An 18,191-nucleotide genomic window follows, 5' to 3' on the forward strand; every position below is an offset into this window, starting at 1 on the left:
TAGCTTCGTGGAGGGCCATCGGGGTGTAGCGCAGCTTGGTAGCGCATCCGCTTTGGGAGCGGAAGGTCGCAGGTTCAAATCCTGTCACCCCGACCAGAGCACCACCCCGACCGAACAGAAACGTTTTAGGAGTACCCGTGAAGAGCACTGTCGAGCAACTGAGCCCCACGCGGGTACGTCTGAACGTGGAGGTGCCGTTCGCCGAGCTCGAACCCGATTTCGACCGCGCGTTCAAGCAGCTCGCCCAGCAGGTTCGGCTGCCCGGCTTCCGTCCCGGCAAGGCGCCGCGCAAGCTGCTCGAGGCCCGCATCGGTCGCGGCGCCGTGCTCGAGCAGGTCGTCAACGACGCCCTGCCCAGCCGCTACAGCGAGGCCGTGACCACCACCGACATCAAGCCGCTGGGCCAGCCCGAGATCGACATCACCAAGATCGAGGACGGCGAGGAACTGGTCTTCACCGCCGAGGTCGACATCCGCCCGGAGATCGCGCTGCCGGATCTGAGCGCGCTGAAGATCACCGTCGACCCGATCGAGGTCAGCGACGAGGACGTCGACAAGGAACTGCAGTCGCTGCGCGCCCGGTTCGGCACGCTGACCGGCGTCGACCGCCCGATCGTCGACGGCGACTTCGTCTCGATCGACCTGTCGGCCACCGTCGACGGCGAGGACGTGCCGGAGGCCAAGACCGAGGGGCTGTCCCACGAGGTCGGGTCCGGTCAGCTGATCGACGGCCTCGACGAGGCGCTGGTCGGGATGTCCGCCGAGGAGTCCAAGACCTTCACCACCACGCTGGTCGCCGGCCCGCATGCAGGCAAGGAGGCCGAGGTCACCGTCACCGTGGCGTCGGTCAAGGAGCGCGAGCTGCCCGAGGCCGACGACGAGTTCGCCCAGCTGGCAAGCGAATTCGACACCATCGACGAGTTGAAGGCCGACCTCACCGAGCAGGTCAAGCGGCTCAAGCGCATCCAGCAGGCCGAGAAGATCCGCGACAACGCCCTGGAGGCCCTGCTCGAGCAGGTCGAGGTGCCGCTGCCGGAGAACATCGTGCAGGCCCAGATCGACGACACCCTGCACAACGCGATCCACGGCCTGGACCACGACGAGGCAAAGTTCGAGGAGGCGCTCAAGGAGCAGGGCTCCTCGCGCGAGGAGTTCGACGCCGAGTCCCGCACCAACGCGGAGAAGGCCGTCAAGACCCAGCTGCTGATGGATGCGCTGGCCGACGACCTGGAGATCCAGGTCGGGCAGAACGACATCACCGAGCGTCTGGTGCTGATGTCGCGGCAGTACGGCATCGAGCCGCAGCAGCTCATCCAGGTGCTGCAGCAGAACAACCAGCTGCCGGCGATGTACGCCGACGTGCGCCGGGGCCTGACCGTGGCCGCGGTGGTCGAGGCCGCCACCGTCACCGACACCGACGGCAACGTCATCGACACCAGCGAGTTCTTCGGCCGGGCCGAGGACGGCGAGTCGGCCGAGGCCAGTGAGGCCGCTGCCGCCGCCGACGCTGGTGAGGACGCTGCCGAGACCGCCGAGGACGCCGAGGCGAAATAACGCCTAGAGCGAAAGCGCGCGTCCTGCGGAACGCGCGGTGTCGCGGTTTGGTTAGTGTCGAGCAATACCCATACGAGAAAGCAGGTAACCCGTCGTGACTGACATGCGTTCCGGTGGCATGGGCTTGAACCTCACCGACTCGGTCTATGAGCGGTTGCTGGCCGAGCGGATCATCTTCCTGGGCACCCAGGTCGACGACGACATCGCCAATCGGCTCTGCGCGCAGATTCTGCTGCTCGCCGCCGAGGATCCGACCAAGGACATCAACCTCTACATCAACTCGCCCGGTGGTTCGGTGACCGCGGGCATGGCCATCTACGACACCATGGTGTTGGCGCCGTGCGACGTCGCCACCTACGCGATGGGCCTGGCGGCCTCGATGGGTGAGTTCCTGCTCGCCGCCGGGACCAAGGGCAAGCGCTTCGCCCTGCCGCACGCGCGGATCATGATGCATCAGCCGTCGGCGGGCATCGGCGGTAGCGCCGCCGACATCGCCATCCAGGCCGAGCAGTTCGCGCTGACGAAGAAGGAGATGAACCGGCTCAACGCCGAGTTCACCGGCCAGCCCCTGGAGCGGATCGAGGCCGACGCCGACCGCGACCGTTGGTTCACCGCTCAGGAAGCCCTCGAGTACGGCTTCGTCGACCACATCATCACCCGCGCCCACACGAACGGGAGTGCCTCATGACCCAGCCCGCCCACGGCGCCGCCGTGAATCCGATGCAGTCGCGCTACATCCTGCCGTCGTTCATCGAGCACTCGAGCTTCGGCGTCAAGGAATCCAACCCGTACAACAAGCTCTTCGAGGAGCGCATCATCTTCCTCGGCGTGCAGGTGGATGACGCCTCGGCCAACGACATCATGGCCCAGTTGCTGGTGCTCGAGTCGCTGGATCCCGACCGTGACATCACCATGTACATCAACTCCCCGGGTGGCTCGTTCACCTCGTTGATGGCGATCTACGACACCATGCAGTACGTCCGGGCCGACATCCAGACGGTGTGCCTCGGCCAGGCGGCCTCGGCCGCGGCTGTCCTGCTGGCCGCCGGCACCCCGGGCAAGCGGATGGCGCTGCCGAACGCCCGCGTGCTGATCCATCAGCCGGCCGTCGGCGGAGCGATCCAGGGCCAGGTCTCCGACCTCGAGATCCAGGCCGCGGAGATCGAGCGGATGCGGACCCTGATGGACACCACCCTGGCCCGCCACACCAACAAGACGCCCGAGCAGATCCGCAAGGACACCGACCGCGACAAGATCCTGACGGCCGAGGAGGCCAAGGAGTACGGGATCATCGACACGGTGCTCGAGTACCGGAAGCTCTCGGCGCAGACGGCCTGACCGCCGGGCGGGTCCGTGGCACGCATCCCAAACGGGTAACCGCGGCGACACGCCAGGGACACGGCAGCGCGTTGCGCACGCGACGGAGCGCCCAAGGCGATATGTTTCGTGCCACACAGGAATACCAACGGCGCTATTCGCTTCATCGGTCGCCCGTACTCGGGTCCAGCGGGTAGCGTCGGGATCAACACCTACCGACATTCGGCTACAGGAAGTAGGACACCACCACTATGGCGCGCATCGGAGACGGCGGTGATCTGCTGAAGTGCTCGTTCTGCGGAAAGAGTCAGAAGCAGGTCAAGAAGCTCATTGCGGGCCCCGGCGTATACATCTGTGACGAGTGCATCGATCTGTGCAACGAGATCATCGAGGAGGAGCTGGCCGACGCTGACGACGTCAAGCTCGACGAGCTGCCGAAGCCGGCCGAGATCCGTGATTTCCTCGAGAGCTATGTGATCGGGCAGGACACCGCCAAGCGCACGCTGGCGGTGGCCGTGTACAACCACTACAAGCGCATCCAGGCCGGCGAGAAGGGTGGCCGGGACTCCCGCGCCGAGACCGTCGAGCTGGCCAAGTCCAACATCCTGATGCTCGGCCCGACGGGTTGCGGCAAGACCTACCTGGCCCAGACGCTGGCCAAGATGCTCAACGTGCCGTTCGCCATCGCGGATGCCACCGCGCTGACCGAGGCCGGCTACGTCGGCGAGGACGTCGAGAACATCCTGCTCAAGCTGATCCAGGCCGCCGATTACGACGTCAAGCGCGCCGAGACCGGCATCATCTACATCGACGAGGTCGACAAGATCGCCCGCAAGAGCGAGAACCCGTCGATCACCCGCGACGTCTCCGGTGAGGGTGTCCAGCAGGCGCTGCTGAAGATCCTCGAGGGCACCCAGGCCTCGGTGCCGCCGCAGGGTGGCCGCAAGCATCCGCACCAGGAGTTCATCCAGATCGACACCACCAACGTGCTGTTCATCGTGGCGGGTGCGTTCGCGGGCCTGGAGAAGATCGTGTCGGACCGCGTCGGCAAGCGCGGCCTGGGCTTCGGCGCCGAGGTGCACTCGAAGGCCGAGATCGACACCCAGGATCACTTCGCCGAGGTGATGCCGGAGGACCTGATCAAGTTCGGGCTGATCCCGGAGTTCATCGGCCGGCTGCCGGTCGTGGCCTCGGTGACCAACCTGGACAAGGAGTCGCTGGTCCAGATCCTGTCCACCCCGAAGAACGCCCTGGTCAAGCAGTACACCCGGCTGTTCGAGATGGACGGCGTGGAGCTGGAGATGACCCCGGAGGCCCTGGAGGCGATCGCCGACCAGGCGATTCACCGCGGCACCGGCGCCCGTGGCCTGCGCGCCATCATGGAAGAGGTGCTGCAGCCGGCGATGTACGACATCCCCAGCCGCGACGACGTCGCCAAGGTGGTGGTCACCAAGGAGACCGTGCTGGACAACGTGCTGCCGACCATCGTGCCGCGCAAGCCGTCGCGTGCCGAGCGGCGCGAGAAGAGCGCCTAGCCGACTCGAGATTGCTCACAGGGTCGTGATCCCGCCGGGGTCACGACCCTGAGTGCATTTTCGGCCCGGGACCGCGAGCCGGCCAGGCCCGGGAGCGCCGATCCGGCCCCGGCTCAGCTGTGCTTGATCCGGTCGGGCCGGCTGTAGACGTTCATCGAGTCGCCGCGCAGGAACGCCACCAGCGTCAGCCCCGACTGCCGGGCCAGGTCCACCGCCAGCGACGACGGCGCCGACACCGCGGCCAGCACCGGCACCCCGGCCATGACGGCCTTCTGCGTCAGCTCGAAGGAGGCCCGGCTGCTGACCAGCAGCACCGTGCCCGTCAGCGGGATCCGGTTCTGCTCGACGGCCCAGCCGAGCACCTTGTCGACGGCGTTGTGCCGGCCGATGTCCTCGCGGGCCACCAGCAGTTCACCGGCCGCGGTGAACAGCCCCGCGCCGTGTAGTCCGCCGGTGCTCGCGAAGACCTTCTGCGCGCGCCGAAGTTGTTCGGGTAGGCCGGCGACGACGGCACTGTCGATCACCGTCGGGTCGTCGCCGGGGCCGTAGCGGCTGACCGTCGCAATGGCGTCCAGCGCGGCCTTCCCGCACACCCCGCACGACGAGGTGGCGTAGAAGTTGCGGCGCATGTCGACATCGGGCGCCGGCACGTCGGGCGCCAGCGTGACGTCCAGGACGTTGTAGGTGTTGGCGCCATCGACCTCGCCGCGGCAGTACCGCACCGTGGCAACGTCGTCGCGGTCGCCGATGATGCCTTCGGTCAGCAGGAAACCCTGCGCCAGTTCGACGTCCGACCCCGGCGTGCGCATGGTGACCGTCAGCGCGGTGCCGTTCAGCCGAATCTCCAACGGCTCCTCGACCACCAGCGTGTCGGGACGCTCGGTGATCTGCTCGGAGGTCAGATGCGAGATCCGCCGCCGAGTGGTTACCCGGCCCATGCCGACCCCGTCGCGGGTTCCAACCGGATCACGACGGCCTTGGACGCCGGCGTATTGGACTTGGCCGCGGTGTGATCCAGCGGAACCAGCGGATTCGTTTCCGGGTAGTAGGCCGCCGCGTTGCCCCGGGGGGTGGCGAACGGCACCACCAGGAAATCGGCGGCGCGCCGCTCCTGCAGAGCCCCGTCGGCGCCGGTGAACTCCGAGACCAGGTCCACCCGGGCGCCGTCCGGGATTCCCAGGGCGGCGATGTCGGCGGGGTTGACGAACACCACGCGGCGCCCGCCCTTGACGCCGCGGTAGCGGTCGTCGAGGCCGTAGATGGTGGTGTTGTACTGGTCGTGGCTGCGCAGGGTCTGCAGCACCAGCCGTCCCGGCGGCACCGGCACCCACTCGAGCGGATTGACCGCGAAGTTGGCTTTGCCTGTGACGGTGGGGAATTCGCGGGAGTCCCGCGGCGGGTGGGGGAGCTGGAAGCCGTCGGGTTGGCGAACCCGGGTGTTGTAGTCGGCGCATCCCGGGACCACGTCGGCGATCGCGTCGCGGATCCGGTCGTAGTCCTCGACGAACGACTCCCAGGGCACCGGGTGCTCAGGCCCCAGCAGGGTGCGGGCCAGCTGGCAGACGATGGCGACCTCGCTGCGCAACTCGTCGCTGGCCGGGCGCAGCCGCCCGCGCGACAGATGGACCATGGACATCGAATCCTCCACGGACACCAGCTGTTTGCCGCTGGCCTGCACGTCGCGGTCGGTGCGGCCCAGGGTGGGCAGGATCAGCGCGGTGCGGCCGTGCACCACGTGGCTGCGATTGAGCTTCGTCGAAACCTGCACGGTGAGCTCGCAATTGCGCAGCGCGGCCTCGGTGACCTCGGTGTCGGGGGAGGCCGAGACGAAGTTGCCCCCCATCGCGACAAACGTCTTGGCCCGGCCGTCGCGCATGGCGCGGATCGCCTCGACGGTGTCCATTCCGGGTTCGCGCGGTGTGGTGATGCCGAACCGCGCGTCGAGGGCGTCATGGAACTCCGCGGGCATCTTTTCCCAGATGCCCATCGTCCGGTCGCCCTGCACGTTGGAATGCCCGCGCACCGGGCAGACGCCGGCGCCGGGCTTGCCGATCATGCCGCGCAACAACAACACGTTGGTGGCCTCGCCGATGGTCGCCACGGCGTGCCGGTGCTGGGTCAGCCCCATCGCCCAGCAGAAGACCGTGCGCTCCGAGGCCATCAGCATCTGCGCCACGCGCTCGAGCTGGGCGCGGGGGATGCCGGTGGCCTCGGTGACGGTGTCGAGGTCCACGGCGCGGGTCTGTGCGGCGTAATCGTCGAATCCGGCGCAGTGCGCATCGATGAAGGTCCGGTCGAGGACCGTCCCCGGGGCGCGGTCCTCGGCTTCGAGCAACAACTTGCCCAGGCCGGCGAACAGCGCCATGTCGCCGCCGAGGCGGATCTGCACGAATTCGTCGGCGATGGGCACGCCGTGACCGACCACGCCGTGGACCTTCTGCGGATCCTTGAATCGCATCAGCCCCGCCTCCGGCAGCGGATTGACGGCGATGATCTTCGCGCCGTTGGCCTTCGCTTTCTCCAGCACCGAGAGCATCCGCGGGTGGTTGGTCCCCGGGTTTTGACCGGCGATCAGGATGCAATCGGCGTGTTCGAGATCGAGGACGCTCACCGAGCCTTTGCCCACGCCGATCGATTCGGTCAGCGCGGTCCCGGAGGACTCGTGGCACATGTTCGAGCAGTCGGGCAGGTTGTTGGTGCCGAAGCTGCGCACCAGCAGCTGGTAGAGGAACGCGGCCTCGTTGCTGGTGCGGCCGGAGGTGTAGAACACCGCCTGGTCGGGGTGCTCGAGCGCGTTGAGATGTTCGGCGATCAACCGGTAGGACTCGTCCCAGGTGATCGGTCGGTAGTGGGTGTCGCCGGGCCGCAGCACCATCGGATGGGTCAGGCGGCCCTGCTGGGACAGCCAGTATTCGGGCTTGCGGGCCAACTCGGCGACCGAGTGCAGGGCGAAGAACTCCGGGCCGACGGTGCGCTTGGTCGCCTCTTCGGCGACGGCCTTGGCGCCGTTCTCGCAGAACTCGGCGGGCCGGCGGCCGCCGGGCTCCTCGGGCCACGCGCAGCCCGGGCAGTCGTACCCGTGTCGCTGATTGAGCCGGGCCAGCGTGGTCGCCGTGCGGAGCAATCCCATCTGTTCGACGCCGCGGCGCAGCGCCACCCACACCGCCTTGACCCCCGCGGCCTCGCCGGCGCGGTCGGTGATGACGACGTCATGTTCGTCGAAATCGGCGTTGACGTGGGAATGCTCGGAGGTCGTCATGACTCCAGCCTAAGCAGCATTGCAAACCGACCGGGTTACAGCCGCGGGCATGCATTAGGCAGGCTAAGATATCCACCATGAAGGCAGTCACGATTGCGTTTGCCGCTGTTGCTGTGGCACTGGGTTTGGCCGCGCCGGCGAACGCCGATCCGGATACCGACTTCACCAATGCGCTGCATATCCACGGCATCTACGGGCAGAAGGACTACAACGCCTGGATCGCCAAGATTGCTTGTAAGCGCCTTGACCGCGGTTTGGACAAGGACGCGTATGCATCGGCGGAGTTCGTCTCGGAGCAGCTGAGCCGGGACAGCACCACCGATCAGGCCTGGCAGTTCCTCGGTCTGGCGATCCCGATTTATTGCCCGGCCAAGCAGTACGTCCTGCAGCAGGCCGCGGGGCAACCCGTGCCGCCGCCTGCTGACCCCGCGGGGCCGGCCCTGCCTGCCGAGCAAGTCGGCTGACCGTCCATTCTCGACCGTCTGGAGACGTGATGTTCAATCGCAAACGATCCAAGGGCTGGCTGCGCGCGGGAGTGGGCGCGCTGGCCGCCGGCGCTCTGCTCGCGACCACGCCCGGCCTCGCCGGTGCCGACGCGACGGACAACTATCCGATCCCGAATCGGATGCTGAAGACCACGTGCACCGTCGACCAGTACATGGCGGCGGCCCGCGACACCAGCCCGGTGTACTACGAGCGCTACATGATCGACTACAACAACCGGCCCCTCGACGTTCAGCAGGGCGCCCGCGATCGGATCTACTGGTTCTTCTCGCTGGATTACCCGGCCCGCCGCCAGTACTCGGAGAACACCGCGACCAACGTGTACTACGAGCAGATGGCGACCCGGTGGGGCAACTGGGCCAAGCTGTTCTTCAACAACAAGGGTGTCGTGGCGCACGCCACCGACGTCTGCAACGAGTACCCGGCCTCCGACCCGACGGTGTGGACCTGGATGCTGTAGGCCTTCGAAGACCAACGAAACTCACGTGGGGCCGGCGTGATGCCGGCCCCACGGAGTTTTTTGTTGGGCGCTGAAACGCACGAGCACCCTCGCCCGGTTGCGGGGGAGGGTGCTCGCGGAGTCCGAGGGCGGGGGCCTACCCGCCGCCGGTGACCGGGTTGGAGGTCAGCGGAATGAAGTAGCCGTTCTTCCAGATGCCCCAGCGGCCACCCCAACCCGAGATCCAGACGACGGGTTCGCCGTTCCAGAACTCGGCGGGCTTCGGCGGGGCCCAGTGCGGCGGGATCTCCCCGGGCGGGGGCGAGGGCACCGGCGGGGGCGGCACCGGTCCGGCGATCGCCACCGCGGCACCGAGTCCCAACGACGCCGCGGCCAGCGCTCCGGCCACCGCGAAGGCGGAAAGAGAGGTCTTGATCGAGATCATGTGCGTGTCTCCTGCGTTGATGTCGTCGTGGGCGTTCGGGGCCGGTCAGACCGACGCGGGCTCTTCGCTCTGCCGGGGCCACTCCGAGGGGAGGGGCCGCTGACGCACCCGCTGCGGCCACCAGAACCACTTGCCCAGCAGGGCGGCGATCGACGGCGTCATGAATGCGCGGATCACCAGGGTATCGAAGAGCAGACCCATCCCGATCGTCGTGCCGACCTGGCCGATCACGATCAGTTCGCTGACCGCCATGGACATCATGGTGAACGCGAACACCAGTCCGGCCGAGGTCACCACCGAGCCGCTGCCACCCATGGCTCGGATGATCCCGGTGTTGAGTCCGGCGTGTATTTCCTCCTTCATTCGAGCCACTAGTAGCAGGTTATAGTCGGCGCCCACGGCGAGAAGCACAATGAGCGCCATTGGTAGCACCATCCAGTGCAATTCGATCCCGATGAGGTGCTGCCAGATGAGTACCGAGATGCCGAAAGCGCTACCCAGCGAGAAGATCACCGTGCCCACGATCACCGCCGCGGCCACGATCGCCTTGGTGATCAGCAGCATGATGATGAAGATCAGGCACGCCGCGGCGATACCGGCGATCATCAGGTCGTAGTTCGCGCCCTCCTGCATGTCCTTGAAGGTCGCGGCCGTGCCGGCGAGATAGATCCTGGAGCCTTCCAGCGGGGTGCCCTTGATGGCCTCTTTGGCGGCGAGCTTGATGGCATCGATGTGCTTGATGCCCTCCGGGCTCATCGGGTCGCCCTCATGGCTGATGATGAAGCGCACCGAGTGGCCGTCCGGGGACAGGAACATCTTCATGCCGCGCTTGAAGTTCGGGTTCTCGAACGTCTCCGGCGGCAGATAGAACGAGTCGTCGTTCTTCGACTCGTCGAACGCCTTGCCCATGGCGGTCGAGTTCTCCTGCATGGCCGACATCTGATCCTGCAGGCCCTTCTGGCTCTGATACATGGTCAGCATGTAGGTCTTCATGTTCTTCATCGTCGCGATCATCGACGGCATGAGCGCGACCATCTGCGGCATCAACTCGTCCAGCCGCTCCATGTCAGGCATGAGGTCCTGAATGTTGTCGGTCATGGTGTCGATGCCGTCGAGCGTGTCGAAGATGGACCGGATCGACCAGCACACCGGGATGTTGTAGCAGTGCGGTTCCCAGTAGAAGTAGTTGCGGATCGGCCGGAAGAAGTCGTCGAAGTTCGAGATGTTGTCCCGCAGTTCGGCGATGTCCAACGTCATGGTCTTCATCTTGGTGACCATGCTGTGGGTGGTCTCGGCCATCTGCACGGTGATGCCCTGCATCTTTTCCATGTTGTCGATGGTGGCCTGCATGTCGTCGGCCTGCTTGAGCATGTTGCTCATCATGTCCTGCTGGTACTTCTCGTTCATCTTCTGCGTCACGCCCTGCATCGAGATCTGGAACGGGATGGACGTGTGCTCGATGGGAGTGCCCTGCGGGCGGGTGATGGCCTGCACCCGGCCCACGCCGGGCACCCGGAAGATGCTCTTGGCGACCTTGTCGATGACCAGGAAGTCCGACGAGTTGCGCAGGTCGCGATCGCTTTCGATCAGCAACAATTCGGGGTTCATCCGCGCCTGCGAGAAGTGCCGATCCGCGGCCGCATAGCCGACGTTGGCGGGGAGGTCGTCCGGCAGGTAATCGCGGTCGTTGTAGTTGGTGATGTAACCCGGCAGCGTCAGCAGACCCACCAGGGACAGCGCGATCGTGGCGACCAGGATCGGACCGGGCCAGCGGACGACGGCGGCGCCGATCTTGCGCCAACCCCGCACCCGCATGGCCCGTTTGGGTTCCAGCAGGTTCCCGAACCGGCTTGCGGTGGTGATGATCGCCGAACCGAGGGTCAGGCCGGTGACGACCACCACCGTCATGCCGATGGCGAGGGGGACGCCCAAGGTTTGGAAGTAGGGCATCCGGGTGAAGTGCAGACACAGCATCGCCCCGGCAATGGTCATGCCGGAGCCCACGATGACGTGGGCGGTGCCCCGGAACATGGTGTAGTACGCCTGTTCCCGGGTTTCGCCCGCGCCGCGGGCTTCCTGATATCGACCGGTCAAGAAGATGCCGTAGTCGGTCGACAGCGCGATCGCCAGCGTCACCAGCAGGCTGGTGGCGAACGTGGACAGTCCGATGAACTCGTGATAGCCGAGGAACGCGACCACGCCGCGCGCCGACATCAGCGACAGCACCACCATCACCAGGGTGAGCAACACGGTGGTGATGGAGCGGTAGACCAACAGCAGCATGGTGATGATCACCACGAAGGTCAGCGCCTCGATCATCCGCAGGCTGCGGTCGCCGGCGATCTGCTGGTCGGCCGCCAACGCGGCCGGGCCGGTGACGTAGGCCTGCACGCCGGCCGGCGGCTCCACACTGGCGACGATGTCCTGGACGGCCTCGATCGACTCGTTCGCCAGCGCCTCACCCTGGTTACCGGCGGTGTAGACCTGAACGTAGGCGGCCTTGCCGTCGGGGCTCTGCGCACCGCTGGCGGTCAGCGGGTCGCCCCAGAAGTCCTGGACGTGTTCGACGTGCTTGGAGTCGGCCTCGAGCTTGTCGATGATCTCGTCGTAGTAATCGTGGGCGGCGTCGCCGAGCTGATCCTCGCCTTCCAGCACGATCATGGCCGAGCTGTTGGAGTCGAACTCCTCGAAGACCTGGCCGACGCGCTTCATTGCGATCACCGACGGCGCGTCGTCGGGCGACATCGACACCGAACGCATTTGCCCGACGGTCTCGAGTTGCGGCACCGAGACGTTGAGGACGACGATCAGCGCGACCCAGCCGAGGATGATCGGCACCGCCAGGGCGCGGATGGTTCTCGCCAGGCGGCTACGGGTGTCGCCCTGGACCGCCCCGAAGGAATCGGTGGGTGCGTCGTGAGAACTCATGCAGATTTCACCAAGCAGAAGGTCTGGGCGCTCACGCCGGTGGTGGTCTTCTCGTCCTTGATCTCGTCATCGACGGTGATCCGACAGGTGATCGAGCTGCTGTCGCCCTGGGCCACGATGTTGGGGAAGACCGACGGCGAGGTGGACTCCAACCGCAGCGTCCACGGCAGGCCTGCACCGTCAACCCGCTGGGGTTCGGCGTCGAGGTCGAGGTAGTTGATGTCCGCGTAGGTCCCGTTGCCCCAGATTTCATAGGTGACGACCTTCGGGTCGAACGGCTCGGTGTCCTCGATGGGGGTGGAGGTCCCGATGTCGTCCTGGGCGCCGAAGAAGGTTCGGATGCGGGAGACCGTCAGGCCACCCACCACCAGGACGATCACGATCACCAGGGGGATCCAGACTCGCTTCAGCAGACTGAACATTGAACTCCCCACACCGTTGGCCGTGCCACATGCACCCTTACGTCGGTATTTGCTTCGATGATTCACCGCAGACAGCCCGGTCAACGGACCCGTTAGACCATATAACAGAGTTGCAGGAGAATCGTAGGCACCATTACCGCAACTGGACTCATTCCGCCACTTCAGCCGCCTTTTTTGGCCTGCGCTGGGCGTTCAACGAGCAGCTTGGCGGGAAAAGCGGAGGAGCTCACACTGCCGGGTGAATAGTGATCTGAATCACTATTCAGCGATCTTTCGCCTCGGCCTACCCGTCCGGGAAGTTTGCTGGAGCATCCAGTGGAAGACCGTCCAAGCGATCCGGGCCGGCGCCTGTCACGAATCGGTCATAGATCACGGCGCGCTAAGAATCGGGGGCGCTCTCTGAGAAAGCCGTTCGCCCACGGTGAATTCCGGGCCCATCGGGGCGCGAAATGCGGCGCATCTCACGCCGCGGGGACGTAACGTTCGCGCGCTGTTCGCGTGGGTGTTTTCCGCCCGGAGATGCGCCGATTTCGCGCACGTACCTTGGTTTTTGGGACGGGGAAAGCAACACTCGAAGAGGAACAACGATCATGAAATTCAACCGTGGAATCAGCCGAGTCGCCGGCATCTCAGCGGGTGCTCTGCTCGGGGGAGCCGTTGCGGCGGTCGTCGCGATCCCGACCGCTTCGGCGGCACCGGATTGCAGCCCCGGCGGCGTCGCCAACACCGTCAGCAACGTGCACGCCTCGGCGCTGTCCTATCTGGACGGGCACCCCGGCGCGAGCCAGGCCGTGACGTCCGCGCGCGGCAAGGCCCCGGCTCAGGCCGAGGCGGACCTGCGGGCGTACTTCAACGCCAACCCGGGGGAGTATTACGAACTCCGGGGCATCCTGGCTCCCATCGGGGAGACCCAGAGCCAGTGCAACGTCTCGGCGCTGCCGCCATCGCTGTCGGCCGCGTATGACGTGTTCATGGCCGGCTGAGTTCGCTCAGAAGTAGTCGAGGCTGCGGTTGCCGTGTGTGGCGGCCGCAGCCTCGTCGTTTCTCCACCGGTGTCCGGGCTCATCGTGGCCCATACAACATTCCGAGGTGATACTGTAATGCTGAGCGATCGCTCAGCAGGGGTTGGGCGAAGTTACTCGCGGGTATTCCCAGGTTCTTAGAGTTTGGCCGGTGGCGAAAGTGAGGAAAACCACAAACATGACGTGGATTACGTCGACCCAAGGCCCTGAACTGCGCGTTCTGGTGCTCAGTGGCGGCGTGTCGGCACACCCCACCGTCTCGGCTCACCTAAGAGAAGTGCAATAATCGTGACTACCAGTGACACCAAATTGCGGATCGTCGGTTATAACGACGCGCCCGCATTCGGGAGGCGATGCTCGGGAGACCCCCGGACACAGCCGAGTCCAGGGTCATACAAGCACACATAGGCGCATGTAGACACGTACGTAGGTCTAGATCCAACAAGATCAAGCCCCCAGAAAAACAGATCAAAAGCCAACGCAGCAACGCAGACAGTGCAGAGGAAAGGCGGAGACGTGGGTCCAAGCGGCAGCACTCCGGTCGACGGGACTCCGAGCGTCAACGGTTCGGCGACACACCCAAGGCAGAAACTGGAAAAGGTCGTCATCCGGTTCGCCGGTGACTCTGGCGACGGCATGCAGCTCACCGGAGACCGGTTCACCTCCGAGGCCGCGTTGTTCGGCAACGACCTCGCGACGCAGCCCAACTACCCGGCGGAGATCCGCGCGCCGCAGGGCACGCTCCCCGGCGTCTCGTCCTTCCAGATCCAGATCGCCGACTTCGACATCCTGACCGCGGGCGACCGCCCCGACGTGCTCGTTGCGATGAACCCCGCGGCGCTCAAAGCCAACATCGGGGACCTGCCGCGCGGCGGCCTCGTCATCGCCAACTCCGACGAGTTCACCAAGCGGAACCTGGCCAAGGTCGGCTACGACGCGAACCCGCTGGAGAACGACGACCTGTCCGACTACGTGGTGCAGGCCGTCCCGATGACGACGCTGACGCTGGGCGCGGTCGAGGAGATCGGCGCCACCAAGAAGGACGGCCAGCGCGCCAAGAACATGTTCGCGCTCGGGCTGTTGTCGTGGATGTACGGCCGTCCGATCGAGACCAGCGAGACGTTCATCCGGGAGAAGTTCGCCCGCAAGCCCGACGTGGCCGAGGCCAACGTGCTGGCGCTGAAGGCCGGCTGGAACTACGGCGAGACCACCGAGGCGTTCGGCACCACCTATGAGATCGCCCCCGCCAAGCTGCCCCCGGGCGAGTACCGGCAGATCTCGGGTAACACCGCGCTGGCCTACGGGCTGGTTGCCGCCGGGCACCTCGCCGACCTGCAGGTGATGCTGGGCAGCTACCCGATCACCCCGGCCTCGGACATCCTCCACGAGCTGTCCAAGCACAAGCACTTCAACGTGCTGACCTTCCAGGCCGAGGACGAGATCGCGGGCATCGGCTCCGCCATCGGCGCCTCCTACGGCGGATCGCTGGGCGTGACCACCACCTCCGGCCCCGGCATCTCGCTGAAGTCCGAGGCCATGGGCCTGGCCGTGATGACCGAGCTGCCGTTGGTGATCGTCGACGTGCAGCGTGGTGGACCATCGACGGGTCTACCGACCAAGACCGAACAGTCCGACCTGCTGCAGGCGATGTTCGGCCGCAACGGCGAATCGCCGGTGGCCGTGCTGGCGCCGCGGTCGCCGTCCGACTGCTTCGACATGGCCATCGAGGCCGCCCGGATTGCGGTCAAGTACCACACCCCGGTGGTGTTGCTGTCCGACGGCGCGATCGCCAACGGCTCGGAGCCGTGGCGGATTCCGGACATCGCCGGCTACGAGAAGATCGAGCACACCTTCGCCCGGCAGGGCGAACCGTTCCAGCCGTATGCCCGCGACGCGGACACGCTGGCCCGGCAGTTCGCCGTGCCCGGTACCCCCGGACTTGAGCACCGCATCGGCGGGCTGGAGTCGGCCAACGGGTCGGGCAACATCTCGTACGAGCCTGCCAACCACGACCTGATGGTCCGGCTGCGGCAGCAGAAGATCGAAGGCATCACGGTGCCCGACCTCGAGGTCGACGACCCGACCGGGGACGCCGAGCTGCTGCTGCTGGGCTGGGGCAGTTCGTACGGACCGATCGGCGAGGCCTGCCGACGGGTGCGGCGCAAGGGCGTCAAGGTGGCCCACGCACAGCTGCGCTATCTCAATCCATTCCCCGCCAACCTGGGTGACGTGCTCGCGCGCTACTCCAAGGTTGTGCTGCCCGAGATGAACCTCGGTCAGCTCGCGTTGCTGTTGCGTGGCAAGTACCTGGTCGACGTGCAGTCGGTGACCAAGGTGCAGGGAATGGCGTTTCTGGCCGACGAGGTCGAGGGCATCATCGACGCGGCCCTCGATGGCACGTTGGCCGAAAAGGAAAGTGACAAAGCCAAATTCGCGCGCGTGGCGGCAGTCACGGTGGATTCCGGCGTAGGAGCGAACGTATGACGGACTTGATGGGAAGCATCAGCGGAGTGGACCTCGGCATCACGCCCGGTCCGAGCAAGACCAGCGGGGTGCCCACCACCGACGTGCCGCAGAAGGGCAAGGACTTCACCAGTGACCAGGAGGTCCGCTGGTGCCCCGGCTGTGGCGACTACGTCATCCTGAACACCATTCGCAACTTCCTGCCGGAGCTCGGCCTGAAGCGCGAGAACATGGTGTTCGTCAGCGGAATCGGCTGCTCGAGCCGCTTCCCGTACTACCTGGAGACCTACGGGTTCCACTCCATTCACGGTCGCGCGCCGACCATCGCCACCGGCTTGACGCTGGCCCGCGATGACCTGTCGGTGTGGGTGGTCACCGGTGACGGCGACGCTCTCTCGATCGGTGGCAACCACCTGATCCACGCGCTGCGTCGCAACATGAACATCACGATCCTGTTGTTCAACAACCGGATCTACGGCCTGACCAAGGGGCAGTACTCGCCGACCTCGGAGGTCGGCAAGGTCACCAAGTCGACCCCGATGGGTTCGCTGGACACGCCGTTCAACCCGGTGTCGCTGGCGTTGGGTGCCGAGGCCACGTTTGTCGGTCGAGCGCTGGACTCCGACCGCGCGGGACTGACCGCGGTGTTGCGCGGGGCCGCGGAGCACCGGGGCGCCGCCATCGTCGAGATCCTGCAGGACTGCCCGATCTTCAACGACGGCTCGTTCGACGTCCTGCGCAAGGACGGTGCCGAGGAGCGGGTCATCCGGGTCACCCAGGGCGAACCGATCACCTTCGGGGCCGACGGCGAATACTGCGTGGTGCGTTCCGGTTTCGGGCTCGACGTGGCCAAGACCGCCGATGTGGCGGCCGAGGACATCGTCGTGCACGACGCCACGCTGCAGGATCCGGCCTACTCGTTCGCGTTGTCGCGGCTGAGTGACCAGAACCTCGAGCACACCGTGATGGGCATCTTCCGTCAGGTGAGCCGCCCGACCTACAACGATCAGGCCCGGGCGCAGGTGGCGTCGGCGCGGGAGACCATCCCGAACGACACCGCCGCACTGCAGTCGCTGCTGCGCGGTCGCGACACCTGGACCGTCTGACGCCGTTGGCCGTCTGACGCCGAAACGACCCTTTGGGCGCGAAATCCTCGAGATTTCGCGCCCAAAGGTCTTTTTCGGCCGTGACGGCGGGCTAATCTGTCTGGCATGTCCTCCCCGTTGGCCGGTGTCGTCCTGGCCGGTGGGGCGTCGCGGCGGATGGGCCGGGACAAGGCCACGGTGCTCTTCCCCGGGCCCGACGGGGACCAGACGATGGTGGAGTTGGTGGTCGCCGCGCTGAGTGCCCGTTGTGCGCCGGTATTCGTGATCGCGGCGCCCGGACAACGACTTCCCGAGTTACCGGCCACTGTGCTGCGTGACGAGATCCGGGGTGTGGGACCGCTGTTGGCGACCGGGCGGGGTTTACGTGCGGCCGCCGAGGCCGGCCGCGAGCGCGCATTCGTGTGTGCCGTCGACATGCCGTTGATGACACCGGGTCTCATCGATGAACTCGCCGCCCACGTCGGCCCGGACGTGGTGCTGCCGTGGGACGGGCGCGACCACTATCTGGCCGGCATCTATCGGACCGCGCTCGCAGAGCGGATCGACGCCTTGGTCGCCGCGGGCGAGCGCAGCATGCGTGCGCTCGTCGATACCGTGCACACCCAGCGGATCGTGCTGGACCCGACGCCGGAACTGACCAACATCAACTCGGCGGCGGATCTTCGCACGCAGGTGTGAGCCCAATATCGCTGGCCCGCAGTGGATTTCGGGTAGCCGACAGCGGCCGCCGCGTGCTGCCCCCACGGCCGACGCGTGCTGCCCCACGGTCGGCGACCGGGCGGGGGCGGCGATGACACGCCGGCGGAATTTCGCACCGCAAGTCCGCGAACGATTTGAATGCACTAATTCGCAGATCCGAATTTGTCGATAGCCCCGAATTTATTAGGCGGTCTCGATATCTGCCCGATTGGGACCCCGTTGCGTCTCGGTGGATTTCGGTCGGCCGGGTCCGCCTCGCGGGGCGTAGGGCGCGAGTCCCATTCTTAACAATAGTCACGCCGTTATCAGAATGGCTGTCCTGCAATCGTTTTGGTAAGCGATCCGTTACGTGTGCAGGCTCACAAAATGTGCGTGATTAACCTCACAAATTCGACCGTCGCCCGTCCCGGGGGGCCGGTTTGAAATTCCCGACGTGACCTGCACAGATTTCTCTCAGGTTCGGTCGTTATCTGTCCGTGATCTAACCGAGATACCCGTT

The 18,191-nt window shown here is 65.9% G+C and carries 15 protein-coding genes and 1 tRNA gene; 11 read left to right on the forward strand and 5 right to left on the reverse strand.

The genetic code is table 11. From position 1 onward, the window contains the following. Positions 1–19 precede the first annotated feature (19 nt). From R2K23_RS07980 to clpX, 5 genes are all read left to right on the forward strand, one after another. Positions 20–96, forward strand: a tRNA-Pro gene (locus tag R2K23_RS07980). Positions 97–137: 41 nt separating this feature from the next. After that, positions 138–1,553: a trigger factor gene (gene tig, locus R2K23_RS07985; protein WP_316515838.1), complete on the forward strand. Its 1,416-nt coding sequence runs from the start codon at positions 138–140 to the stop codon at positions 1,551–1,553. 103 nt (positions 1,554–1,656) lie between these two features. Beyond that, positions 1,657–2,241 (forward strand): ATP-dependent Clp protease proteolytic subunit, encoded by a 585-nt coding sequence (locus R2K23_RS07990; protein WP_316517130.1) that lies wholly within the window; start codon positions 1,657–1,659, stop codon positions 2,239–2,241. A 32-nt stretch (positions 2,242–2,273) separates the two neighbouring features. After that, a complete protein-coding gene (locus R2K23_RS07995; protein WP_316517132.1) occupies positions 2,274–2,891 on the forward strand; it encodes an ATP-dependent Clp protease proteolytic subunit in 618 nt (205 codons plus the stop codon). A 230-nt stretch (positions 2,892–3,121) separates the two neighbouring features. Further along, complete coding sequence (clpX, locus tag R2K23_RS08000; RefSeq protein WP_316515841.1) at positions 3,122–4,405, forward strand: ATP-dependent Clp protease ATP-binding subunit ClpX; 1,284 nt, start codon at positions 3,122–3,124, stop codon at positions 4,403–4,405. Positions 4,406–4,518: 113 nt separating this feature from the next. On the opposite strand, the gene fdhD is transcribed toward clpX, so the two are convergent. Together fdhD and R2K23_RS08010 are read right to left on the reverse strand one after the other, a co-directional pair. Next, positions 4,519–5,343, reverse strand: coding sequence for a formate dehydrogenase accessory sulfurtransferase FdhD (gene fdhD / locus R2K23_RS08005; protein ID WP_316515843.1), 825 nt, complete (start codon positions 5,341–5,343; stop codon positions 4,519–4,521). Beyond that, positions 5,331–7,664 carry an FdhF/YdeP family oxidoreductase gene (locus R2K23_RS08010; protein WP_316515845.1) on the reverse strand — a complete coding sequence of 778 codons (2,334 nt, stop codon included), beginning with the start codon at positions 7,662–7,664 and terminating at the stop codon, positions 5,331–5,333. Before R2K23_RS08010 ends, fdhD begins: the two co-directional genes overlap by 13 nt. 77 nt (positions 7,665–7,741) lie before the next feature. Between R2K23_RS08010 and R2K23_RS08015 the strand changes: the two genes are divergently transcribed. Continuing rightward, positions 7,742–8,128 carry a DUF732 domain-containing protein gene (locus tag R2K23_RS08015; RefSeq protein ID WP_316515847.1) on the forward strand — a complete coding sequence of 129 codons (387 nt, stop codon included), beginning with the start codon at positions 7,742–7,744 and terminating at the stop codon, positions 8,126–8,128. A 29-nt stretch (positions 8,129–8,157) separates the two neighbouring features. Beyond that, on the forward strand, positions 8,158–8,628 hold the full coding sequence (locus R2K23_RS08020) for a DUF5078 domain-containing protein (protein WP_316515849.1): 471 nt from the start codon (positions 8,158–8,160) through the stop codon (positions 8,626–8,628). A gap of 136 nt (positions 8,629–8,764) precedes the next feature. Here the strand turns inward: R2K23_RS08020 and R2K23_RS08025 are convergent, their stop codons facing one another. The 3 genes from R2K23_RS08025 to R2K23_RS08035 are packed head-to-tail and all read right to left on the reverse strand — an operon-like array spanning position 8,765 to position 12,402. Next, the gene (locus R2K23_RS08025) at positions 8,765–9,052 is read right to left on the reverse strand and encodes a hypothetical protein (protein WP_316515851.1); all 288 of its coding nucleotides are present in this window, start codon (positions 9,050–9,052) and stop codon (positions 8,765–8,767) included. Positions 9,053–9,097: 45 nt separating this feature from the next. Then, entirely contained in the window at positions 9,098–11,980 is a 2,883-nt protein-coding gene (locus R2K23_RS08030) for an MMPL/RND family transporter (RefSeq protein WP_316515853.1), read from the reverse strand. After that, positions 11,977–12,402 carry an MmpS family transport accessory protein gene (locus R2K23_RS08035; protein WP_316515855.1) on the reverse strand — a complete coding sequence of 142 codons (426 nt, stop codon included), beginning with the start codon at positions 12,400–12,402 and terminating at the stop codon, positions 11,977–11,979. Before R2K23_RS08035 ends, R2K23_RS08030 begins: the two co-directional genes overlap by 4 nt. 590 nt (positions 12,403–12,992) lie before the next feature. On the opposite strand from R2K23_RS08035, the gene R2K23_RS08040 reads away from it, so the two are divergent. The 4 genes from R2K23_RS08040 to mobA all read left to right on the forward strand — a co-directional run bounded on the left by R2K23_RS08040 (position 12,993) and on the right by mobA (position 17,671). Then, positions 12,993–13,385 carry a heme-binding protein gene (locus tag R2K23_RS08040; RefSeq protein WP_316515858.1) on the forward strand — a complete coding sequence of 131 codons (393 nt, stop codon included), beginning with the start codon at positions 12,993–12,995 and terminating at the stop codon, positions 13,383–13,385. 555 nt (positions 13,386–13,940) lie between these two features. After that, entirely contained in the window at positions 13,941–15,908 is a 1,968-nt protein-coding gene (locus R2K23_RS08045) for a 2-oxoacid:acceptor oxidoreductase subunit alpha (RefSeq protein ID WP_396893253.1), read from the forward strand. After that, a complete protein-coding gene (locus R2K23_RS08050) occupies positions 15,905–16,993 on the forward strand; it encodes a 2-oxoacid:ferredoxin oxidoreductase subunit beta (RefSeq protein WP_316515861.1) in 1,089 nt (362 codons plus the stop codon). Before R2K23_RS08045 ends, R2K23_RS08050 begins: the two co-directional genes overlap by 4 nt. A 105-nt stretch (positions 16,994–17,098) precedes the next feature. Continuing rightward, positions 17,099–17,671 carry a molybdenum cofactor guanylyltransferase gene (mobA, locus tag R2K23_RS08055; protein WP_316515862.1) on the forward strand — a complete coding sequence of 191 codons (573 nt, stop codon included), beginning with the start codon at positions 17,099–17,101 and terminating at the stop codon, positions 17,669–17,671. Positions 17,672–18,191 lie beyond the last annotated feature (520 nt).

The organism is Mycolicibacterium sp. MU0050, assembly GCF_963378085.1.
In the GTDB taxonomy this organism is placed as follows: domain Bacteria; phylum Actinomycetota; class Actinomycetes; order Mycobacteriales; family Mycobacteriaceae; genus Mycobacterium; species Mycobacterium wendilense.